This is a genomic window from Ruegeria sp. BG6 (assembly GCF_056538465.1).
In genome coordinates this window covers 300,979-323,899 of sequence record NZ_JBQFTB010000002.1, presented here as the reverse complement: position 1 = coordinate 323,899, position 22,921 = coordinate 300,979, and the positions used below count along the sequence as shown (strand labels likewise).

Sequence of the window (22,921 nt, the reverse complement as noted above, 5' to 3'; positions counted from 1 at the left end):
TGGGCTTACTCCGCGTGCACATCGACCCCGGCGGATCGAATGTTGTCCTTACCCGTGAAAAGGGTACTGATCAGGTTGTCGAAGGCGCAGATTGCCAGCAGGACCGTGCCGATGACCATCGACATCTGCGGGATCCAGATGGGCCACGCGTCCTGCCCCTGGCTGATGTCGTTGAAGCGATAGCTTTCATAGGTCAGTTTGATGGCGTAGCGCGCGAACAGATATGTCAGGTAACTGGCAACTGCCCAACACCAGATTTCCCCAAATCGCCGGAACCGTCCAAGCGCGTTCAAAAGCAGGTTCACCCGAATATGGCTGCCGCTGTTCAGCGCATAGGGCAGCGCCAGAAACGACGCGGCGGCCATGCAATAGCCGGTGAAATCTGGTCCACCCACGACAACCTCACCCACCCATCGAGAGATCATCTGCATCGAGACGAAACACAGGATCAGGATCAGAAAGACAGCGGCGACATATCCGGCCCAGCGGTACAGAGCATCCAGAACAACGCGCAACAGATTGAACAGCGCCACGGCAATTCTCCTCTTGTGCGCCCCGACGCCGGATCGGCATCGGGACATGTTTCAGGCAGGGATTATTGGGCAGCCTTGAAGGCATCGACGATTTGCTGACCTTGTTCGCCGGCAGCTTCCAGCCATTCGGCGGTCATGGTCTCGCCGATGGCGCGCAGTTCAGCGGCCAGTTCATCGCTTGCGGGGCCGGTGGTCATGCCGTTCTTGCCCAGCTCGTTCACGGTGAACTCGGTGTACTGGATCGAACGCCAGTCGCCTGCATATTCCGCGGCAAGGGCACAGCCGTTCACAACGTTCTTGGTCGCGTCATCCAGGCCGTTCCAGGCATCCATGTTCACCAGAACATAGTTGCGCGGCATCCAGGCATCCACGCCGTAGTAATGCGACAGGCTTTCCCAGACTTTGCGGTCGTAACCGGTGGACCCGGACGAGACCATGCCCTGTGCCACACCCGTCGCAAATGCCTGGCTGATTTCTGCGGCTTCGATCTGCACCGGCAGCATCCCGGCAAGCTCGGCCATGCGGGCCGAGGCAGAGTTATAGGCGCGGAACTTCAGACCTTCGGCATCGGCCAGTTTGTTGACCTCGCGGTCGAAATACAGACCCTGACCCGGCCACGGCACCGAATACAGCAGATGAAGGTTCTGTTCGGCCAGCAGTTCGGACAGCGGGCCTTTGGCCACATCCCATAGCTTTTCGGAATCCTCGAACGAGGTCGCAAGGAATGGAACAGAGTCAAAGCCGAACAGCGCGTTTTCGTTCTGGTGACCGGACAACAGACGCTCACCGATGTTGACCTGCCCTGTCTGGATTGCGCGTTTTATTTCCGCACCCGCATAGAGCGAGCCGCCCGGGTGGGTTTGAATGGTCAACTCACCCGCCGTTCCCGTGGTCACGCATTCAGCAAACATCGCACCGGTGGCCGAGTGGAAGTTGGTGGCCGAATAGGCCATCGGCATATCCCAGGTTTCAGCATTGGCCGATACCGCTGATACGGTGGCTACCGCGACACCAGCGGCAATTTTGGTGATTGTATTTGGCATTTCAAACTCCCTTGTTGCCTATTTTCGGCCCCTGATTTTCAGGGGCGTTTATGGTCGTTTCTTCAGAACCGCTGCGGATCGTAGACGGTCAGATCAATATTGCTGCGCTCTCCGGTCACCAGCCCGGCCAGAATGCGTCCGGTTTTGGGCCCGGCGGTCAGGCCAACATGATGATGCCCGAACCCGGCCAGAACTCCGCTATGGCCAATCTCTCCGATCAACGGCAGGCTGTCGGTCGGGGCAGGGCGATGGCCCAGCCAGCTGTTCATGTTTTCGAACCTGAGGTGCGGAAAGCTTTCCTCGACCTTGCGCCTGAGCAAATCAAGCGGCGCCTTTGAAGGCCCGGCTTTCAGCCCGCCAAATTCGACGACACCGGCACAGCGTAGCCCATTTGCCATCGGGGTGGCGACAAATTTGCCGGTGGTGATCATCAACGGGGTCGATGGCCCGTTTTCCGCCTCCGCGAATTCAATGTGGTAACCACGCTCGGATTCGAGCGGCACGGACAGTCCAAGCTTTTTCGCCAACGGACCGGACCAGACACCGGTCGCCAGAACAACATTGGAGCAGGGCAGCGTGCCGCTGTCCGTTATCACGGCCGTTGCCTTACCGTCAGTGAACACGAAATCTGTAACCTCGGCCTGACGGATCGAAGCCCCCAGTTTTTCGGCTTCGATCGCCAGCGCGGCCACGTATGATCCGGGACTGCGTGAAAATCCGTGATCATGCATTACGGCCAGAAGTTTCAGATTTTCCGACAGGTTCGGTTCGAACTCGCGAACGGCGTCCCCTTCCAAAACCTCGGGTTCAAAGCCTGCGGTTTGACGCAGCATCCACGTATAGCTGTCCGCTTCGAAAGCGGCGCGGTCGGGATAGGCGAAACTGTAGTCCGAGGTTTGGACCCACTGCGCGGCATCTGTTCCCTTAGTCAGGGCAAAGTGCTGCTCGACCGAGTCCGAGGTCAGCGGAGCCAACCCGGCAGCAATTCTCCGGGTGTCCTTGTCGTTGGCATGTGACAGGTATTTTGTCAGCCATGGAACAAGCCGTGGCAAATAGGACCAGCGCAGAAACAGCGGGAAGTTCGGGTCCAGGGCCATTCGGGGACTTTTGAGAACCAGTCCCGGCGCCGTGACAGGGGCGACTGAGCATGCAGCCAGCACCCCGGCATTGCCATATGACGTCGCCCTGTCATCCCCTGGCGGGTTGCGGTCCACGATGGTGACGTCGACGCCCTTGCGGCGCAACCAGATAGCGGTCGAGACACCGACGATCCCGGCGCCAATTACGACGACTTGTTGAGCCTCAGACGTCATATCATCCCATTGCGGCGAGAATCATCGCCCCTTGCATCGTATTCCAGCCTGTATACAGTACTGTCGCAATCTGTGAAGACAAATGTTTCTTTTCCCGTGCGCTTTGATAGAACGGGCAAAATCCGAACTGTTGGGTATGAGATGTCCAAATCCGAAGGAAGCGTAGAACGCGCCTACGAGGCGTTACGCAAGAAGGCGATCAGTTTCGAGTTCATGCCAGGTGAGCGCCTGAACGAGACCGCGTTGACAAAAACCCTTGATGTCAGCCGCACCCCGCTGCGCGAGGCATTGAACCGGCTTGCCGCCGAAGGGTTCCTGACTTTCGAGCTTGGCAAAGGGTTTTTTTGCCGCCCACTCAGCCCCGACAAGATTCTGGAACTTTACCAGCTACGATGCGCGCTTGAGACCGAGGCGCTGATCCGTACCATTGAAGGAGCGGATGACAACGCAATAGCCGAGGTTGTCGCCTATCTGGACGAGGCCGAGAAATCCTATTCTGTTTGCAGCGATCTGAATGTTCTTTTGCGCATGGACGAAGAGTTTCATGTCAAGCTTGCAAGTCTGTCGGGCAACAATGAACTGGTCCGGCTGCTGTACAACGTGAACGAACGCATCCGGTATGTAAGGATGATAAACTTGCGGCTGCTGCGTGATCGTCGGGATACGCCGGACTATGATCACTCTTCCTTGTCACAGCATCGCATCATCCTGAATGCGGTGAAGGCACGGGACAAAGACGCCGCGATCGCAGCTTTACGGCGTCACATTGAACGCCGCAGTGAACAGACGGTCGAATTGGTGCGCGTGGCGTTTTCCCAACTCTACGTTCCGGGGAACTTATAGACCCACAGTCCTGCCCAACTGTATCATGCAGCGGGGTCAGGATGTGCGATGTCTACCTCGCCAACCCAAGCAGTGGATCATCCAGTTCCGGGGAAAACCGATCCGGTACAAGCGAGTCATGAAACCATTTCAGGAAGGTGTAGATCGAGAACACCGGCAGCCCGGTCAGTTTGCAGACATCCGCCGCGTAAGGCGTCATATTGGTGCATTCCAGCAAGATTGCACCGACATCCGGATGTTCTGTCACCAGTTGCCGTGCCGCATCAAGCATATCCAGTCGGCAGGCCGCAAAATCGATTTTGGGGGCATCTCCCAGGATATCACGGGTAAACGCCCGACCACCCTCGGTGCCCACGACCGGAGTATCAGCCGGCACATTCGCGGCAGCCAGATGGGCCGGCGTCAGCGTTTCTTTCGAGATCGTCAGAATGCCCACGCGTTTTTCGGGGGGAAGCATTGCCTGAATCATGGGGGCCTGCATCAAAGAGGATGTGGCAACAGGAACCCGTACCGCCTCGGCCAGCTTGTCCTGAACAATCGACAGAAAACCGCAATTTGTCGTGATACCGTCGCAGCCTGAGGCAACCAAGTCTTTTGCGGCTTCGATGAAAAGGTCCACCAGTTCCCGTGCATCATTGCGCACCACCAGCTCGGGCGTGGCGCTGCGCACGACGCGGTACTGTACCGGGAAAGGCCAGGTCAGCGCATTTCCGATGTCGCCGGGAATGCGCGGAAACTGCGTTTCAAGCATAAGAATGCCAAGGTTGGCTCCGTATACCGTTTTTCCACCGTAACAGGTCTGCATGGCGTGGCCCCACTGGATGCAACTGTACGCATAGCTGTATACAATTTTTGGAAAGTCAATCCCGATCTTGCCCGATCGTTGGAATTCAGGCGGAATGGAACCGGGGCTCTCTCTTTTCCAGAAACGCATTCATGCCTTCCTGTTGCGCCGGCAATCCATAAAGGGCGTGGTACATCTGCCGCTCATAGCGAAGACCGGCATCCAGCGTGCTATGTTCGGCCATGTTTACACAGGCGCGTGCCATTTCTGCGATGTCAGGTGCATAGCCCGAAATGGTTCGTCCTACATCCTGTGCGGTTTGTTCAAGTTCTTCGGATGGTACTACGCGGCTGATCAGACCCATCTGAAGCGCCTCCGGCGCATCCACCATTCGACCGGTCAGGATCATGTCCATCGCCCTGGCGCGTCCAACCAGCCGGGTAAGGCGCTGCGTGCCGCCGATACCAGGAATACAGCCGATCTTGATTTCAGGCTGGCCAAATTTTGCGGTGTCCGACGCCAGGATGACGTCGCACATCAGGGCAACCTCGCACCCGCCGCCCAACGCGTAGCCGCCAACAGCTGCAATCTTTGGCAGTTTCAGTGCGGCGAACCGGTCCCAGCCGCCAAAGAAGTCACTGGCCTGCATGCTGGCATAGGTCTGAACCGCCAATTCGCTGATGTCAGCCCCGGCCGCAAAGGCCCGCTCGTTTCCGGTCAGGATCAGGCAGCCGATTGCCGGATCTTCCTCGAAGATGGTGGCCGCGTCCAGCACCTCATGCATGACCTGCGAATTCAAGGCGTTCAGTCGATCCGGCCGGTTGAAGCGGATTGTGGCAACACGCCCGTGGATTTCCGTCTGAATTGTCTCATACATGATCAACTGTCCCAGATTGCGCCATAGGCGGGGATGCCCAGGCTTTCCATGTCGTGCACGACTTTGCGCGTAAGCTTCTGGTTCGAAATCACGATGACAGCCTCGGCGTCGCTGTCACGCACCGCCTGCAAAGCCAATGCGGAAAGGTTCGGTTTACCCCGTTCATCGGTGTCCCAGATCAGAGGGGTGTCAGTATGCGCTTCGATCTCGTCAACCAACGCGTTCCCATAGGTCTTTCGGGGGCTTCGGGTAGACCAAATCAGCCTGTTTGGCACATCACCGGCCAGAAGATGAGGCAGGATCGGACCAATTCCGGACCCGGTACCGACGTAAACGACCTTTTTGAACAGAACCTCAATGCGGGCCACGCCAGATGTCGTGATGCCTTTGACCCAGACCCTGTCAGGCGGGTTGTCGATGAATCGTCCTGTCCAGTCTCCGGCCCGGCTGATTGCCAGCCGGTAGCCTTTCTGGTTCGGGGCCGGGATATTGGCGAAAGAGTGATACTCTCCAAACGGTGTGTGACTGATGGCGTTGGAACTGCCGGGAAACGGTGTGTCGCCGTATTCGAACCGGGCAATCACCGCATGGTTCGACGGTTTGACAATATCAACCTTCACCCGTTTCAGCGTCAGCCAAGGAGACAGGATCGACAGTGTGATCAGGCAAAGCATCCAGAGCGCTGTGCTGTGCAACAATGCATCGCCAGTGTCAGAACTTATTGACACCGTCTGAGCCCAGAACAGCGCCAGGACGGTCCATCCGATGAAGCGATGGATTTTCTCGAACATATTATGGAAGCGGGCTCGGATCGGTCCCAGCGCCGAAACCACCATGACGGTCATCAACACGACCATGGCGGCGCTTAGCGTCAGTGTCAGGCCCGAGGGCGAAGCCGCCTCTGCACCCCTGTTCGCGATCATTCCAAACAGCAAGAACCCGAACCAGATCGTGCCCGCAACGGTACATCCTGAATGCAGTCCGCCAAAATGAAAGACCTTACCGGCACCCCAGCGAATCCACAAAGGCCAGGATGCCGGAACCCGGGTCGCCAGCCAGAACAATGCGTTGACCACCCTTTGCTGCCGGATCAGGATACCGATGCTCAGGTTGATCAACGCCATGTCCGCGATGAGGTGCAGCGCGTACTCACCATCATGAAACCACTTGCCCTGGTGCAGCCCCATCACGAAAACACCCAGATTGACGACGGCAACCAGCGCCGCCAGTCGCCGATATTCCATCAGCGCAGGGTGCCGTGTGACCCGCCGCCAGTTCAGGCCCCGGGATTGCAGATTTGTGGTTTGAGTTGTCATCACTTCAGCTCCGTCCCGGTTTGCGCGATGTGGTCACGGGCGAGTTGCTTCAGCATGCGCTTGTCCAGTTTGCCGCGTGGTGTCCGTGGCAGGGCGTCCATCGGCATCACCACAGCCGGACAGCAATAATAGGGCAGACGGTCCGCAACTGATCGCGCCGCTCGCTTGGGGCAGGCGGAAGCAGGCGAGATGAAACTTACCAGATTTCGGCTGTCATATTGCAGCGTCACGGCCTGTTGGCAGCAGGGCGACTGTTCGAGCGCGCCTGAGACGCTGTCCAGTTCCACCCGAAAGCCGCGTATCTTGACCAGATCATCAACGCGGCCGAAATGTTCGAGCTCTCCATCGGCGGTCCAGCGGCCCAGATCGCGGGTGCGAAACATCATATGGCCAGGGCGAAACGGATCAGGGCGGTAACGCTCATCCGTCAGCTCAGAGTTGGCGAGGTATCCGTTTGTCACGCAATCCCCACCGGCCCACATCTCACCCTTCTGGCCAATTGGCAGGGCGCGCAGGTTTTCGTCCAGAATGTAGACCGTGTTGTTGGGTGTCGGACGACCTATGGACAGGATCTGTTTGCCGGGGTGATGCGGCTCGGCCGTGTTTATGATTGTCGTTTCTGTCGGGCCACAGGAATTGTAGAATGTGCAGAATGCCGACCACCTGTCGGCAAGAGGGCGTGGGCAGGGTTCTCCGGCCACGGCCACGGCTTTGACCTGTTGGCATCGTGTATGATCCAGCGCGTTCAGGATTGACGGCGTGGCGATCAGAACATCCACCTGCTCAGCCGTTTCCTGAATGGACTTGCCGCGTATGACCAGCGTTGCCCCATTTGACAGCGCCCCCAGTGTTTCCCAGGCGGCCATGTCGAAAGCGATGGATAGTATCTGTCCAACCTTCATGCCCGGGGACATTCCCAGATCACCGGGCGCGGTCAGCAGGACATTCGCCAGATTGGCATGGCTGACCTGAACGCCATTGGGCACACCTGTCGTACCTGATGTAAACAGGATCATCGCAAGATCTTCGGGTCGCGCCCGGTATCGGGTATCCGGGGCTGGGGCATCCAGGAGCGGGTCGAACATGACCGTGTCGATGGTGATCAATGTCTGGTTTGCCGATACGGGCACCTGATCCGCCAGGTCACTGAGGCTGAGCAGAACGCGCGCGTGCGTTACCTCGGCCACATGCCGGAGCGTTTCGGGAGGCGCAACGCCGACATGCTGTGGTACATACGCAGCACCCAGTTTGATCGCGGCCACAATGCCAACCACCATTTCGATCGAGCGGTGCAAAAACAGGCAGACTGCATCGCCACGTTTCACACCATGGGCGCGCAATACGGCGGCCAGACGGTTGGATGCCTGGTCCAACGTACGGTAGTTTATTTCGTGCCCACCGCAGTCGATGGCGACCGAGTTTGGGTTCCGCTGCATTTGATGCTGCAAGGCTTCGGCAATTGTGGCGTGGCGTGGTTCCGCCTTGGGGCCCCAGCCGAAGTTTCGAAAACGGACCTGATCCATAGGGCTGAGATGGCAGAGGACATCTGGCTGTTGTCGAAGGGGCAATTCTGAGGAGCTAAGAGGGGTAAAATTGCTTGAAGCTGAGATGTTGATTTCTTGCATGACAATTTCCTATCGGTTCAGGGGTCACACAATATTGATAATGGGAAAATTTCCCATTATGACTCACGATTGATCACGAAATAGTCACGAAAGCGTTGAATGTGTTAATGCGTGACAGATGTTATCCGCCAAAGGCCTTTAATGAGTAGCGCAATGTCGACGACCCCCAAGACACCTCTTGAATCCGCGTTGCCAGCCTTGCTGGAGCCTTTGGCACAGGCGATGGTCGCGCATGGCGTCACTGTTGGCAGCGCGACCGAGGCGCTGAAAAAGGCGTTGCTGAAAGCGGTTGAAGACAGTTCAGACACACCTCTGAGCGACAGCCGCGCCAGCCTTTTGACGGGGCTGCATCGCAAGGATGTAAAACGCCTGCGCAATCTTGATGATGAAGCGCCGGAAAAGCGCAGTTGCAGTGCGGCCGCGTTGGTGATCAGCCATTGGGCGACATCACCCGAGTTTCAGGACAACTCCGGTGAGCCGCGAGAACTGCGGCGAAAGGGCAGCGAGGGTGGGCCGGGATTTGACGATCTGGTTCGGCTTGCACGTATCGACATGGCCCCGGGTACCGTTCTGAAAACCCTGCTTGACCAGAATATCGTCGAACAAGGACAGGATGGGGATTTGCGTCTTTTGACCCACGCCTTTCTGCCATCGGGCGGCGGGGCGGAACAGGTCGCAGCGTATCAGGCGACATTGTCGGCACATCTGTTGGCCGCCACGCAGAACCTGCTGGCGGAGCCGGGCGCGCGGCGGAACTTCGACCGCGCTGTCCGGTATTCACATCTCTCAGAGGCCTCGATCGAAGAGTTGCGAAAAGTATCCGATGAAAAGGCACAGGCGTTGTTGCAGGAAATTAACGCGCTGGCCCGATCCCTGCAGGACAAGGATCAGGGTAAGGGCCACTCGGGCCGATTTGCGACGGGCGCTTATGTGATGCCCTTGCCGGACAAAGGCAGGGATAAGAGTGAGTGACCATGTTCTTGTTTGCCCGTGCCTTGTCCGCAATCCTGACAATCCTGATACTGACCTCCCCCGCCGGCGCAGAGGGTAGCGAAGAGCGGGAAGGCGGGATAATTGGCACCGGCATCGCCGGAACGATTACGCATCTCGGCAGTATCCATGTGAACGGGTTACGCATTCAGATTGACGATCAGGCATCCGTGGCAGGTTCGGTTCCGGCAATAGCCACCGGGTCACTTCAACCGGGGCACACGGTCGCGATCACAGCCGAGCGTAGGGGTGATGGTTGGCACGCAAGGCAAATCCGGCAGGTTCTGCCGGTCGTCGGCCCAGTATCAGATGTCAAAGGCGGAACCCTGACCGTGCTTGGCACCCGGATTGAAGTCGCAGATCAGAAACCGGACGTGCAAGTGGGAGACTGGGTCGCGATCAGCGGTTTGTGGCAAGGGGGGCACCTGCTGGCCTCTCGGGTCGAACGGCTAAACGGCACGGATCATCAGGCCCGGCTGAGCGGAACCTATCTGGGTCCGGACCCAAATGGCGATATCGTCATCGGAGGCAGCAAGATCACCGGGATCAGACCAAAGCACCTGGAACCCGGCGATGTGATCCGAGTGTTCGGTATGCCGACGTCGGACGGGATCGAGGCCAAAAGGATCGAAACCGGCTTGTTTGATGGTCCTGTCGGGATTGTGCAGGTTCAGGGGTATTTATCCGTTCCGAAACCAAGTGGTCTTTACACGGTTCTCGGCAGCGGGCTTGTTTCGTACACCGACAGGCCCGAGATGATTGATCCCAACAGCCAGGTCATCCAGTGCGGGCAGGCGGGGCAACTCGGTGTGGACAGCACGAATACAAGCCGTCAATCGGACCGGATCCGGGCCGATCTTGGCTGCTGATCCATTCGTGATTTTGGCCGTTTTTTGTGGTAATAGGGCGCGTCGCCAATTCCGGGTGACATCCAAAGGATCAGGAGACCCAATTAACCCAAGGAGCTACTTCATGTTGGATAATCAGACTATTGTTCGCGCGCCAGATGGCAGGCTGATCTCAATCGGTCGGACAGGTGTAAAAGTGGAAACACCGGTCAAGGCATCGACCGGAATTTCAAGATCACCGGAAATCAACGCTAGTAAGCCCCGTTCCAGTCCTGCTCAGGTTGGCGCCAAGATCGATCCAATGCAACTTGGTGCGAGAATTGATCCGGCGCAGCACGGCGCAAAGATTGACCCCACCCTATTTGGTGCAAGAATCGACCCAACCCAGCATGGTGCGAAAATCGACCCGACCCAGTGCGGAGCCAAGATCGACCCGTCACAACACGGCGCCAAGAATGATCCGGCAGCCTAGGGCTAGCAGCTGGATCAGAACGCCAACCCCGGCGTTCTGGTAACAGGCCCGGGAATAAAACCTGGATCAGATCCCGGGCCTTGTCCTTTCCGGCAGAGATTGGTTTTGAAGCAGTATTTCGAAGGCACACACAGGGTCCGCCCGCCGGGCCAGACCGTTGACCTGATGCGCGATCTGTTCCCCGTTTTCGGGATAACGCGCATCGCGGATGTCACCGGGCTCGACCGGGTTGGGTTGCCGACAATCGTCGTGTGTCGGCCAAATTCCCGCTCGATGGCTGTATCGCAGGGGAAGGGGGCCACTTATGATGCTGCCGTCGCCTCGGCGGTGATGGAGTCCATAGAGATATTTCATGCAGAGCGTATCATCTTTCCGGTAATTCACGCCTGTTATGAGGACATCCGGTATACGCACAATGTCGTTGAGCCGGATCTTCTGCCGCAATGCAGGGGAAGACAGTTCGATCCCTTTCAGCCGATATTGTGGCTGGAGATGAAAGCGCTTGGGGATAACTCCGGGGCCTGGGCGCCATATGAACTGATACACACAAATTACACACGGCCTTTGCCGCCCGGCAGTGGGTTTTTCCTTTCAAGCTCCAACGGTTTGGCGTCAGGAAACACCTTTGCCGAAGCCGCCTGCCACGCCTTGTGCGAAGTCATTGAACGCGACGCCATAGCGCTATGGTCGCAATTGCCCTGGACAGATCGTGACGCGCGACGCGTCGACCAAGACACGATTTGCGACGGCTCACTTCTTGCTATTCTGGAAAAATTCCAAGACGCGGATATTGATGTGGCAATCTGGGACGTCACTTCGGACATTGGTGTGCCGATCTATCTGGTCTGGACATGCGAGAAAGGAAACCTGCCGGTTCTGCTGCCGCGGCCCTCGGTCGGTGCCGGTTGCCACCCGTGCCGTGAAATCGCATTGTCCCGCGCGCTGACAGAAGCCGCACAGGAACGGCTGACGCTGATCACCGGTTCCCGCGATGACCTTTCAAAAGAGTTCTATCGCGAAATGGAATTTTACGAGACAATCGCAAGGCCCGGAAAGCTTGAGTTCGGGTCAAGAAAATCGCAGGACACAGCAACCCCGGATGATGATCTGGATCAGATATTAGCGGGCTTGCAGAATGCTGGACTTCACGACGCATACATCATCGACATAACCGCGGACTATGTGGCCAAACATATTTCGGTGGTCCGTGTGCTTGTTCCGGGACTGGAAGGTCCAAGCGACGACCCGCGCTACGCAATGGGGGTGCGGGCGCAAAGACAGCTGGAACCGGCCCAATGACCATATTCGTATTTTGCGGCCCCACGATCCGGAAAAGTGAAGCATTGAGTATTCTTGACGCTGAATACCTGCCACCTGCTGCACAGGGGGATGTGATGGCCGTGATAGCGCGCAACCCCCATGCCATCGGTATCATTGACGGGTACTTTCAGCTGACACCTTCGGTCTTACACAAGGAAATACTTTGGGCGCTTGACCAAGGCGTTCACGTTTTCGGCAGCGCCAGCATGGGAGCGCTAAGAGCCGCCGAGCTTTGCGATTTCGGCATGAAGGGGATCGGGCGCGTTTTCGAGGATTACCGCACCGGCCGGATTACACGGGACGACGAAGTCGCCCTGAACCACGGACCCGCCGAACTGGGTTATCCCGCATTGTCTGAACCATTGGTGAACATCAAGGCCACGCTGGCGGCTGCGTTGGAAAACGGGGTCATTTCACAAGAAACCGCAGCAGCTTTTGAAGCGCATATGAGCCGGACATATTTCTCACACCGTTCCTATTGCAACATGATCGTATACGGTCGTCAAAAAGGGTTTGATCTAAAGGAACTCGCCCGTTTTGAAGACTGGCTGGACCATGGCAAAGTCGATGTAAAGAAAGCTGATGCGGTCGAAATGCTAACCTTCATGAAGGACTTCCTGAAGCAGAATCCGGGCAGGTTTTCGTCGCAGTTTTATCTGGAACGCACTTCGGTTTTCGACCAGGTCGGCCAATGAGCGCCATGCTTCGTCAGTTTCAAGGGAGCGCGCGCGGGATAATCTTGTTTGCGCTGGGCGTGTTTTTCATGTCCGCGCTGGATGCGGTCGCAAAAATGCTGGCCCAGACATATTCTGAGCTTCAGGTCATATTCTTCGAAAGCGTGTTCGGGCTGCTGTTTTTCTTCGGGATCATCGCCCCGTCGACCTGGCGTTCGATGGTATCGCCACGGTGGCCGCTGATGATTGGCCGAGGCTTGCTGACCTTGGGAACGATGTATTTTTTCATTGCAGGTCTGAAGGTACTGCCTCTGGCTGAGGTGACGATCATCTTCATGGTTTCCCCGATCATTTCAATGTGTCTGTCTTCCCTGTTCTTTCGGGAACACGCGAGCGTCCTGCAGGTCTTAGCGGTGGTTGCCGGAGCTTTGGGTGCATGTCTCATTATTCGCCCGCCGGGCGTCGGCATGAACATGGCCGCTTTGCTGCCGCTGGCCGCGGCTTTTTGCAGTGCTTTCGGTCTTGCGGCGGCGCGCGCCCTGTCCCGCCGCGACACGCCAGAAGCAATCACGGGCTATGAATATCTGACGATTTTTCTGGTCGCTGTCCTTCTGGTTCCGGCTGGGGACCACCTGCCCGAGACGCCGGATTTGTGGCTTGTTGTTCTACTCGGGCTGTTCGGCGCCTTATGCGTGTATTGTCGAACGAAAGCGTGCTCGGTTTCGCCGCTCAGCTTGATGGCACCGGTTGAGTACTCCGGGATGATCTGGGCCATCATCTTTGGCTATGCGATCTGGAACAACCTGCCGGATTTCTGGGGATGGGTCGGGGCAGGGCTGATCGCAATTGGCGGCTTGCTGCCAGCGCTTCCAATTGGTCAGTCCGCCAGGAAGGAGAACCGACTCTGATGCAAAACTTGTCGCCTGTCTTTCCGGTTCGGACGGGTATCGGTTTTTCGGTTTTGGTCGCTCAGCAACCTCGAAAGTTCAGTATGAAGTTCCGGCGTCGCGGCGGAAGTTACTCCGCCGTCTGAAGCCAGTATCGGCGCTTGGCCGTTCCCTTCTGTTGTTACGTTACCGGTACCACAAGGTCTTAACCTTCCGGTATCGTCGCTTTTATGCTTTGACACGTTCCATTTTCGGATCGTACAGCGGCTGCAAAGTGACTTCGCAGGGAACGCGTTGGGTAGCGACCTCCAGCTCGTACCTGCCGGATGTTACAAATCCCGGGTCGACCCCCTCGGGGTTGCGGACATAGCCGTAACCGATGGATTTGCCCACGGTGAAGCCATGGCCACCCGAGGTCAGCCAGCCGACGCGCTTGCCGTCGCGATAGATCGTCTCGCGGCCCAGCAGAATAACATCCGGGTCGACGGTGAAACAGGCCAGCATCTTTTTGACGCCTTCGGCCCTTTGTTTTTCCGACGCAGACCGGCCTTTGAAGTCGACGTTCTTGCGCAGCTTCACCGCCCAGCCCAGCCCGCTTTCGAATGGCGTGTGGTCAGGGCCGATTTCCGCACCCCAGGCGCGATACCCTTTTTCGAGCCGCAGCGATTCAATCGCCCGATAGCCTGCGTTCACCAGACCGTGCGGCTGGCCCGCAGCCATCAGGGCGGAATAAACCGTCTGGGCATATTCCACCGGCAGGTGCAGTTCCCAGCCAAGCTCGCCTACATAGGTCACGCGCAGTGCCTTGACCGGGCACCCGGCGATGCCGATTGTGCGGATCGTGCCGAACTTGAAGCGGTCGTTCGAAACGTCATCGCGCGTGACCTTCGCCAGAATATCGCGCGCTTTCGGGCCCATCAGCGACAGCACGGCATTGGATGAGGTGATATCAAAAAGCTGACAGTTGAGACCTTCGGGGATATTGCGGCTGATCCAGTCGAAATCATGGGTGGCAAAGCCGGTGCCGGTGACGATGTAAAACTCATCATGCGCGACGCGGCCCACGGTCAGGTCGCACTCGATCCCGCCCTTGTCGTTCAACATCTGCGTATAGGTCAGCGCGCCCACGGGCTTGTCCACGTCATTGGCGCAGATCCAGTTCATAGCGGCCAGCGCATCCGGACCCTTAAGGGCGAATTTGGCAAAAGAGGTCTGGTCGAACAGCACTGCCGCCTCGCGCGCGGCTTTGTGTTCGCGACCCACGGCACTGAACCAGTTCTGACGGCCGAAGCTGTATTCATCCTTCGGTGTTTCACCCAGCGAGGCATCGGCGTACCAGTTCGGGCGTTCCCAGCCCAGTTTCTCACCAAAGCACGCGCCCTGATCTTTCAGCGTGTCATAGAGCGGAGATTTGCGGCAGGGCCGCCCCGAGTCGTGTTCTTCATGCGGCCAGCCCATCGTGTAGTGTTTGCCATACGCCTCGACCGTGCGGGTGCGCACCCAATCGGTGTCGAAATGCGGGCGGCCAAAGCGGCGGATGTCGGCGGACCACAAATCGAAAGGCGGCTCGCCCTTGTGGACCCATTCCGCCAGCGCCATGCCCGCCCCACCGCCAGCGGCGATGCCGAAGGCGTTGAAACCCGCACCGACGAAGAAGTTGCGCAACTCTGGCGCTTCACCGATGATGAAATTGCCGTCGGGCGTGAAGCTTTCAGGCCCGTTCGTCAGCGTTTTGACACCCGCATTCTCTAAAGCGGGAACACGACCAAGGGCCAGCTCCATCAGTTGTTCGAAATGATCGAAGTTGCTGTCGAGCAGCGTGTAGTGGAAGCCCTGCGGGATGCCTTTGGTTGCCCAGGGGATCGGGTTTGGCTCGTACCCTCCCATGACCAGCCCGCCGACCTCTTCCTTGTAGTATGTCAGCCGGTCCGGGTCGCGCAGGGTCGGCAGGTTGGAAGGCACGTCAAAGGGTTCCGTCACCATATATTGATGCTCCATCGGCACCAGTGGCACATTGACGCCAAAACGGCCGGCAAATGTGCGGGTCCACTGACCGGCACAGCAGATCACCTTTTCGCATTCGATCCGGCCATGTTCAGTGATCACCGCACGGATCTTGCCATCTTCGATTTCGATATCGGTGACCTTGGTGTCCTCGAGTATCTTCGCTCCGGCCATGCGTGCGCCCTTGGCCAGCGCCTGAGTGATGTCCGAGGGGTTCGCCTGACCATCCGTCGGCAGATACGCCGCGCCGATCACATCAGAGACGTCCATAAGCGGCCACAGGTCCTGCGCTTCGGAAGGGGTCAGAAGCTGCATGTCCAGACCGAAGGAATGCGCCGTTGTGGCCTGGCGTTTTACCTCGGTCCAACGTTCTTCGTTACAGGCCAGCCGCAGGCCGCCGTTCATCTTCCAACCGGTGCCGAGCCCGGTTTCCTCTTCGATCTTGTTGTACAGATCGACCGAGTAGCCCAGCAACTGCGTGATATTGGCGTTCGATCGAAGCTGGCCCACCAATCCCGCCGCGTGAAATGTCGTACCCGAGGTCAGTTTCTTGCGCTCCAGCAGCACCGTATCTGTCCAGCCCAGCTTGGCCAGGTGATACGCGGTCGAGCAGCCGATGATCCCGCCGCCGATGATGACGGCTTTGGCTGTTTTCGGAAGGTCGGTCATGTCTGTCCTCAGGTGTTTTTGAAGTCTGTCAGGGCCGCGCGGAACCGCGCGAGGTTTTCGGCTGTGTAGGCTGCGTAGTCGAAGTCGATATCCGAAGTGATTTCGGACACCATGCTCCACATCGTTTCGCGCAGCAGCGAGGCGCATTTCATGGCCGTGTAGCGATGGCGCAGATCGCCAGTGACGGGGGTTTCAAAATATGTCTCCAGCACCCAATCTTCCTGTTCGGGCGAAAGGCCGTTGTTCGAAGCCAGCCCGCCCAAGTCAAAGAGCGGCGAGTTAAACCCGGCATAGTCGAAATCGATCAACCAGAGGCGGGCACCGTCGTCCAGAAAGTTGCCGCAGAGCAGATCGTTGTGGCCAAAAACCATGTCATATGGTCCCGCCTCAGCATCGAGCCCGTCACTGATTTTCACCAGATCCGGTAGCAAAGCCGAATGGGTGCTTCCGCGTTCCTTGAGTGTAGCTGCGTAGTCACGGATGACGTGGAAGACCCAGAACACCAGCGACGGGCCGCGCAGATGCTTGGGGACCTCGATATGGCAGGCTTTCACCAGGTCCAGAACACGCGGCAGCGTGTCGGGGTGGCGAATGTCCTCTTCGGACAAGGTGCGGCTTTCGATGAACTCCAATACCGTCAGATGACCTGTGGCGTGAACCACGGCAGGCGAAAGCCCAGCCGCATGGGCCGCTCTGTTGGCCGCCAGTTCATTGAAGCGCATCACCTGATGCAGGGGGATATCGTCTCCGACACGCACCACGTAGGAACCGCTGTCGTCGGTGATCTTGTAGTTTATGTTGGTGATGCCGCCGGTCAGAGGCGTGGCCTCAATATCTCCTTGCCAGATTGGCAGATCGCGGATGCGGGTCATCAGATCGGATTGGCTCATGTTAGCTCTCCAGTCCAAAGCGGATACGGGCCTGCCGGGCACCTGCATTGATCAGCCTGTCCGCAATGATGGCGATGAAGGCAATCGACAGACCAGCCACCAGACCCCGACCGGTGTCGGCCTTGGTCAGTGCGATATAGACCTCTTGCCCCAGATCGCGGGTACCGACGAGCGCGGTGATGACCAGCATCGACAGGGCCAGCATGATCGTCTGGTTGATGCCCAGCAGAATTTCGGGCAGGGCCATCGGCAGGCGGATATGGCGCAGCAGTTGCGTGCGGGTACAGCCAGAAACCAGCCCGGCCTCGATCAGGTCTTCGCTGACCGAACGCACACCGTGCGCGGCATAGCGTACTGCTGGGGCCATTGCGTAAAGCACGATGGCGATCAGTGCGGTGAAGTCGCCGACCCGAAACAGCATGACCACCGGGATCAGATAGACAAAGCTGGGCAGAGTTTGCAGCGTGTCGATCAGCAGATTGATCACCGTTCCGGCGCGTTTGTTCAGGGCCGCCAGCACGCCCAGAGGCACTCCGATCAGGGTTGCCAGAATGACCGATGCCCCGCAGAGGTAAACCGTCACCATTGCCTTCGACCACAGGCCCGAGACAAGGATCAGCGAGGCCATACCGCCGCACAGCAGCGCCAATCGCCAGCCGCCTGCGTGCCAGCCCAGCAACGTCAGCATGGCAATGGCCCAGGGCCATGGGATGCCCAGCAGAACCGTCTTGATCGGGATCATGAACCAGGTCAGGAAAAAGACCTTGATCGCCTCGAACGTGTCGAAATAGTTGACGTTCAGGTATTCGACAGTGTTGTCCCAGAAGGCACCCGTGGTGATCGTCTGGCTTTCGGGATATTCCAGCAGCAGGGGTGAAAACTGGCCCAGAACACATGTAACGACCAGCAGGATCAGCACGAGAACTGTCCGCCGATGGCGGGCGACCCACGAGCCCGGCGCCTCATGACGCACCTGCCCCATCCGTTCGGCAAAAGCCTGGCTCAGCCGGTCCACCGCGATGGCCAAAACAACGATGGCGATGCCAGCTTCGAACCCTGCGCCTATGTCCAGACGGCGCAGCGCGGCGAGGACGTCGAACCCCAGCCCTCCGGCCCCGATCATCGAGGCGATGATGACCATGTTCAGCGTCAGCATGATCACCTGATTGACACCCACCATCAGGCTGTGACTGGCCGAGGGCACCAGAACGCGCCACATCAGTTGCCGCTGTGTCGTGCCTGCCATGCGCCCGAAGTCCTGAATCTCGGGGTCAACGGCTTTCAGTGCCAGCGTCGTGATCCGAACCATCGGAGGCGTGGCGTAGATGATTGTCGCGACCAGAGCCGAGATCGGACCAAAGCCGAACATGAACAGGATAGGCACCAGATAGGCGAAGATCGGGATCGTCTGCATCAGATCCAGAATGGGTGAGATGATGCGTTCGAAGGTCGGGTGGCGATAGGCGATGATGCCGGTCAGCAGCCCCCCACCCGCGCCGATCGGAACTGCAATCAGAACCGAAGCCAATGTGACCATTGCGCTGTCCCATTGGCCAAAGACCGCAAGGTAGATGAAACAGCTACCAACCAACGCGGCCAGTGCCCAGTCGCGGCAATACTGGCCCAACGCGATCACTGCGGTGATCACCACGATCCAGCTGATGGCGGGCAGAATGACCTGAGCGTCATTGCCCAAACCGCTGACGAACCCATTGGCAAGCAGCGCCAGAACAAAGTTGTAAGGCTGTTCAATCAGCCAGGCGATGGCACGTGTGATATCGGTGAACGAAACCGGCCCGATGGCCGCGTCCTCGATCAGCCAAGTCATGGCAGAGGAAATGTAGGTTTTGAACGGGATCACCCATGCCGAAGGAAATTTCGTCAACCAGCGGGCATCCATCACCTTGCCCAGATCGCGTCCGAACCAACCCAGCAGGATCGTTACCAGAACAAGCGTCAGGATGACAATCTGGCTGCGGTTCAGGCGGATCATGCCGCATCTCCGCCGCCGAACAGCACACGCGCCACGGCCTTGCGATCTATCGCGCCAACAATCTGGCCGTTTTCATCCGAAATCGGGATTGGGGTGTCCGATGCAATGATCCGTTCTGCCACGTCTGACACACGGGTTGATTGCGGTATGGGATCGCCATCGCCACTGGCCCCCGCGATCATGACGCCGCCGACGGTCAGCACTTTTGAGCGGGGAATATGGCGGGTGAATTCGGCCACGTAGTCGGTGGCGGGATGCATCACCAGCTCTTCCGGGGTGGCGATCTGGATCACTTGGCCATCTTTCATGATGGCGATGCGGTCGGCCAGACGGACGGCTTCTTCGAAGTCGTGTGTGATAAAGACGATGGTCTTGTGCAGACGTTCCTGCAGACGCAGGAATTCATCCTGCATCTCGCGCCGGATCAACGGATCCAGGGCCGAGAAGGGCTCGTCCAGAAACCACAGGTCGGGTTCCGTCACCAGCGAGCGGGCGATTCCGACGCGCTGTTGCTGTCCGCCAGAAAGTTCGCGCGGGTAGTAGTCCTCGCGTCCTTTCAAACCCACCAGTTCCACTACGTCGCGCGCTTTGGCCGTTGCCTCGGCTTTTGGTTTAGCCTGAATGGTCAATGGGAACATGACGTTTTGCAGAACGGTCAGATGCGGCAACAGGGCAAAGTGCTGGAATACCATGCCCATCTTGTGGCGGCGGATTTCTATCAGCTCTTTCTCGTTGGCGCGCAGCAGATCGGTGTCATCGAAAAGAACTTCTCCGCCCGTTGGTTCGATCAGCCGTGACAGGCAACGCACCAAAGTCGACTTGCCCGATCCGGACAGGCCCATGATGACGAAAATCTCTCCCTCGGTGATTTCGATATTGGCGTTGCGCACCGCCCCGATGACGCCTGCGTTGCGAATCTCATCCGCCGATGGGTTCGGGTTTTGCCGCAGCAGCGATTCCGCATTTGGACCGTACAGTTTCCATACATTACGGCAGGACAGTTTTGTCTTGGGGGTCATCTGGTGTGTCCAGTCAGAGAATGGAAAAGGCCGGAACGGGTGGGGAGAGGGAGCTTGCCCGCTCCGGCAAAAGGCGGATTACTTGGAGATCCAGCCGGACCAGCGGTCCTTGTTGGCGCCCATCCAATCCGCAACAACCGTATCGATTTCCACGCCTTCCAGATCGGCCTTTCCGACCATCGCGCTCATTTCATCGTTGTTGATATTGTAGGCCTCGATGATGTCATAAGCCCCGGGCCATTTTTCCTGCAAACCGGACCAGGCCGCTTTCCAGATCGGACCACGCGGCTTGCCGCAGTCGTAGGCCAGGTTCGGGTTCACACCGACTGACGGATCGCTGTAGCATTCGGCCGAGAAAGGCGGAAACTCCACGAACTCGCCGTCATATTTCGCGGGCGCCCAATGGGGTACGTAAACCCACAGCATGATCGGGTCTTCCCGCTGATAGGCGGATTCCAGTTCTGCAAACAGGGCCGCATCGGTTCCCGCATGGACAACTTCAAACTCCAGCTCCAGCGCCTCGACACGCTCTTCGTCAAATCCGCCCCAGGTTACAGGGCCGCCAACGTAGCGCCCGTTTGGTGAAGTCTCGGCCGTTGCGAATTCTTCGGCACAATCTTTCAGCGCTTCCCAGTTGGGCAGACCCGGGCAGCGGTCTTTCATGTAGGAGGGATACCACCATTCCTCGATCGCCATCAGGCCGGTTTCGCCGACATTGACGACATTGCCGGTGGCGGTCGCCTCGTCCAGAGCCTCGCGTCCGGTGGTTTCCCAGATTTCCATCGCCAGATGCAGGTCGCCGGTCTTCAGACCTGCGAATTGTGCGATGTAGTCCGCCTGAACGTATTCGACGTTGTATCCCGCCTCTTGCAGGATCGAGCCCATGATCTTGGTGTTGATCAGCTGACCGGACCAGTCGTGCAGTGTCAGTTTGATCGGGTCGGTCGACTCTGCGGCCCATGCCGCCGAGGTCACGCCGGCAGCTGCCAAGGCAAGTGCACAGAGTCCCAGATTGCGTTTCATCATACCATCTCCCTGTCGTGGTTTTTTCTGGTGAATCGGTGGTATTCCCTCCAGACGACCATATCGTGGGGTTTTGTGTCAATAAAAACCACGTAAAGCCACATAAATACTTAAATCATGCCAATCAAACTGTTGATTTTTCGTGTGGCGTTGCTTTCTGTGGGTGTTGTGATATGCCTGAATGCCACTTCAAGATCGATATCCAATGCCCGAAAAGATGAATCTAAAGACGACCAACCAACGCGAAGAAGAGATCCTGCGAGAGCTGTTTCAGGCCGGCGGATCGTGCCGGGTAAGCTTTCTAGCCAATCAACTGGGCGTCACGTTGGAAACCATCAGACGCAATGTTCGCAATCTGGAAGAGCGCAGTATCGTGCGAAAGGTCCATGGCGGTGTGCACCTGGTCGAAGACTTGCTGGAACCAACGCTGGAAAGCCGTCTGGACAAAAAGGTCGACGCCAAGGAAAAACTGGCCAAGGCCGTTGCGAAGATCATCAGCGATGGGGATTCCGTGTTTCTTGATATCGGATCGACCACGGCCTATGTCGCAAGGGCTCTTAGGGATCATAAGGGTCTGTTTATCGTCACCAATTCCGTTTTCGTCGCCAATGAACTGGCCTCAAGAAACAACAACAGGGTTTTCATGGCCGGTGGCGAGTTGCGCCCCCACGATGGCGGCGCGTTTGGTGTGGAGGCTCAGGACCTGATCAAGCGGCTGAACGTCAGGTTTGCGGTTCTGTCGGCAGGCGCGGTCAACGCGGATCTGGGCTTCATGCTGCACGATCTGCAAGAGGCCAATCTGGCTCGTATTGCGATTGACCGGGCACAAGTTCGCGTGGTGGTGGCAGATGGCGAGAAGCTGGGTAAACGCGCACCGGTCACTTTGGAGGCCTCGGGCAAAATCGATCTGTTTTTCACGGACACCCAGCCGTCACAGGAGATTCGTTCAATGCTCGCGCTGAACGAAATTGATCTTGTCGTACCCGATTAAAAATGTGCCCGCGACGCAGCCCTATTTGGCTTCCTTCAGGCCCTCGATCTGCAGATCGAAGCCGGCCTGAATATGCGCGGTGAATGTCTCGAGCGCTTCGGTTGCATCGCTTGTTGCGATGGCATCGACAAGCGTCAGATGGTCCCCCAACGATTTCGAAATATCCACGTTTTCAATCGCGGAAAACAGGTGAAAGGCCATCGCCTTGCCCCAGATCATGTCGAACATATCCAGCAGGAATTTATTGCCTGCTTCAATCATGAAGGCACGGTGAATCCGCCGGTTTGCAATGAAGTAGTCCCGGGTCGAGCCGTTGATCAAATCCTCTTCGCGGCGAATCAAGTCTCGCAGCCGGTCCAGTACTTCGGGTTCCGCGTGAACCGCCAGAATGCGCGCTGCTTGCCCTTCGATGGCTGCACGCGCCTGATACAACTGCCTGACCTCGGCCTGATCCATGCGCGCCAGACGGAAGCCGCCGCTGGCGGCAACTTCCAATACCCCTTCGGTTTCCAGCCGCATCAATGCTTCACGGACCGGTGTACGGCTGATATTCAGTTCGGCCGCCAGCTTTTCCTGCACCAGCCGGTCTTCTGCTGAAATCTCGCGGCTCATGATGGCCTCGACCAGCTGATCGTAAACCTCGTCAGCCAGTCTTCTGCGTTGAGTTTTAATTTCTTTCAGAGCCACTCGGAGCCTCTCTTTCCGCATTTTGTGAATTCTGTATTCAAAAAAGCAACCGGTGCCAAGGCGATTGGGCTTGCTATTGTTCGTGTACTGTATACAGTATACAGACGCGAATGAACAGGG

General features: G+C 57.7%; 21 protein-coding genes. 8 read left to right on the top strand and 13 right to left on the bottom strand.

Annotated elements, in window-relative coordinates; all coding sequences use genetic code 11:
* Positions 1 to 5: 5 nt before the first annotated feature.
* From ACR0JW_RS06385 to ACR0JW_RS06375, 3 genes are all read right to left on the bottom strand, one after another.
* Positions 6 to 533 (bottom strand): TRAP transporter small permease, encoded by a 528-nt coding sequence (locus tag ACR0JW_RS06385; protein ID WP_480713706.1) that lies wholly within the window; start codon positions 531 to 533, stop codon positions 6 to 8.
* A 62-nt stretch (positions 534 to 595) separates the two neighbouring features.
* The gene (locus ACR0JW_RS06380) at positions 596 to 1,576 is read right to left on the bottom strand and encodes a TRAP transporter substrate-binding protein (RefSeq protein WP_170611680.1); all 981 of its coding nucleotides are present in this window, start codon (positions 1,574 to 1,576) and stop codon (positions 596 to 598) included.
* 62 nt (positions 1,577 to 1,638) lie between these two features.
* Positions 1,639 to 2,889: an NAD(P)/FAD-dependent oxidoreductase gene (locus ACR0JW_RS06375; protein WP_480713705.1), complete on the bottom strand. Its 1,251-nt coding sequence runs from the start codon at positions 2,887 to 2,889 to the stop codon at positions 1,639 to 1,641.
* 96 nt (positions 2,890 to 2,985) lie between these two features.
* Here ACR0JW_RS06375 and ACR0JW_RS06370 point away from each other — a divergent pair, with 96 nt between their 5' ends.
* Entirely contained in the window at positions 2,986 to 3,732 is a 747-nt protein-coding gene (locus ACR0JW_RS06370; RefSeq protein ID WP_480713704.1) for a GntR family transcriptional regulator, read from the top strand.
* Between the two features lie 52 nt (positions 3,733 to 3,784).
* Here the strand turns inward: ACR0JW_RS06370 and ACR0JW_RS06365 are convergent, their stop codons facing one another.
* The 4 genes from ACR0JW_RS06365 to ACR0JW_RS06350 form a co-directional block, all read right to left on the bottom strand.
* Complete coding sequence (locus ACR0JW_RS06365) at positions 3,785 to 4,537, bottom strand: aspartate/glutamate racemase family protein (protein WP_170679248.1); 753 nt, start codon at positions 4,535 to 4,537, stop codon at positions 3,785 to 3,787.
* An 85-nt stretch (positions 4,538 to 4,622) separates the two neighbouring features.
* On the bottom strand, positions 4,623 to 5,393 hold the full coding sequence (locus ACR0JW_RS06360) for an enoyl-CoA hydratase-related protein (protein WP_170679095.1): 771 nt from the start codon (positions 5,391 to 5,393) through the stop codon (positions 4,623 to 4,625).
* A gap of 2 nt (positions 5,394 to 5,395) precedes the next feature.
* Entirely contained in the window at positions 5,396 to 6,709 is a 1,314-nt protein-coding gene (locus tag ACR0JW_RS06355; protein WP_170679093.1) for a hypothetical protein, read from the bottom strand.
* Positions 6,709 to 8,232 carry an amino acid adenylation domain-containing protein gene (locus ACR0JW_RS06350; RefSeq protein WP_480713703.1) on the bottom strand — a complete coding sequence of 508 codons (1,524 nt, stop codon included), beginning with the start codon at positions 8,230 to 8,232 and terminating at the stop codon, positions 6,709 to 6,711. The genes ACR0JW_RS06355 and ACR0JW_RS06350 overlap by 1 nt, the downstream gene beginning before the upstream one ends.
* A gap of 255 nt (positions 8,233 to 8,487) precedes the next feature.
* Here ACR0JW_RS06350 and ACR0JW_RS06345 point away from each other — a divergent pair, with 255 nt between their 5' ends.
* From ACR0JW_RS06345 to ACR0JW_RS06320, 6 genes are all read left to right on the top strand, one after another.
* On the top strand, positions 8,488 to 9,306 hold the full coding sequence (locus ACR0JW_RS06345) for a DUF6502 family protein (protein WP_170679089.1): 819 nt from the start codon (positions 8,488 to 8,490) through the stop codon (positions 9,304 to 9,306).
* Between the two features lie 2 nt (positions 9,307 to 9,308).
* Entirely contained in the window at positions 9,309 to 10,193 is an 885-nt protein-coding gene (locus tag ACR0JW_RS06340; RefSeq protein WP_480713739.1) for a DUF5666 domain-containing protein, read from the top strand.
* A gap of 103 nt (positions 10,194 to 10,296) precedes the next feature.
* Complete coding sequence (locus ACR0JW_RS06335) at positions 10,297 to 10,644, top strand: hypothetical protein (protein WP_480713702.1); 348 nt, start codon at positions 10,297 to 10,299, stop codon at positions 10,642 to 10,644.
* A gap of 99 nt (positions 10,645 to 10,743) precedes the next feature.
* Positions 10,744 to 11,943 (top strand): YcaO-like family protein, encoded by a 1,200-nt coding sequence (locus ACR0JW_RS06330; RefSeq protein ID WP_480713701.1) that lies wholly within the window; start codon positions 10,744 to 10,746, stop codon positions 11,941 to 11,943.
* A 44-nt stretch (positions 11,944 to 11,987) separates the two neighbouring features.
* A complete protein-coding gene (locus ACR0JW_RS06325) occupies positions 11,988 to 12,659 on the top strand; it encodes a TfuA-like protein (protein WP_170679083.1) in 672 nt (223 codons plus the stop codon).
* Entirely contained in the window at positions 12,656 to 13,546 is an 891-nt protein-coding gene (locus ACR0JW_RS06320; protein ID WP_170611700.1) for a DMT family transporter, read from the top strand. Before ACR0JW_RS06325 ends, ACR0JW_RS06320 begins: the two co-directional genes overlap by 4 nt.
* Before the next feature lie 207 nt (positions 13,547 to 13,753).
* Here ACR0JW_RS06320 and ACR0JW_RS06315 read toward each other — a convergent pair whose 3' ends face one another.
* The 5 genes from ACR0JW_RS06315 to ACR0JW_RS06295 all read right to left on the bottom strand — a co-directional run bounded on the left by ACR0JW_RS06315 (position 13,754) and on the right by ACR0JW_RS06295 (position 21,123).
* Entirely contained in the window at positions 13,754 to 16,198 is a 2,445-nt protein-coding gene (locus ACR0JW_RS06315; protein ID WP_170679081.1) for an FAD-dependent oxidoreductase, read from the bottom strand.
* A gap of 8 nt (positions 16,199 to 16,206) precedes the next feature.
* A complete protein-coding gene (locus tag ACR0JW_RS06310) occupies positions 16,207 to 17,088 on the bottom strand; it encodes a choline/ethanolamine kinase family protein (protein ID WP_170679079.1) in 882 nt (293 codons plus the stop codon).
* Between the two features lies 1 nt (position 17,089).
* Positions 17,090 to 19,081: an ABC transporter permease subunit gene (locus ACR0JW_RS06305; RefSeq protein WP_170679077.1), complete on the bottom strand. Its 1,992-nt coding sequence runs from the start codon at positions 19,079 to 19,081 to the stop codon at positions 17,090 to 17,092.
* Positions 19,078 to 20,100 carry a betaine/proline/choline family ABC transporter ATP-binding protein gene (locus ACR0JW_RS06300; RefSeq protein WP_170679075.1) on the bottom strand — a complete coding sequence of 341 codons (1,023 nt, stop codon included), beginning with the start codon at positions 20,098 to 20,100 and terminating at the stop codon, positions 19,078 to 19,080. Before ACR0JW_RS06300 ends, ACR0JW_RS06305 begins: the two co-directional genes overlap by 4 nt.
* A 78-nt stretch (positions 20,101 to 20,178) precedes the next feature.
* Positions 20,179 to 21,123 (bottom strand): ABC transporter substrate-binding protein, encoded by a 945-nt coding sequence (locus ACR0JW_RS06295; protein ID WP_170679073.1) that lies wholly within the window; start codon positions 21,121 to 21,123, stop codon positions 20,179 to 20,181.
* Between the two features lie 205 nt (positions 21,124 to 21,328).
* On the opposite strand from ACR0JW_RS06295, the gene ACR0JW_RS06290 reads away from it, so the two are divergent.
* A complete protein-coding gene (locus ACR0JW_RS06290) occupies positions 21,329 to 22,114 on the top strand; it encodes a DeoR/GlpR family DNA-binding transcription regulator (RefSeq protein WP_480713700.1) in 786 nt (261 codons plus the stop codon).
* Positions 22,115 to 22,135: 21 nt separating this feature from the next.
* On the opposite strand, the gene ACR0JW_RS06285 is transcribed toward ACR0JW_RS06290, so the two are convergent.
* Positions 22,136 to 22,801: a GntR family transcriptional regulator gene (locus ACR0JW_RS06285; protein WP_170679069.1), complete on the bottom strand. Its 666-nt coding sequence runs from the start codon at positions 22,799 to 22,801 to the stop codon at positions 22,136 to 22,138.
* Between the last annotated feature and the right edge of the window lie 120 nt (positions 22,802 to 22,921).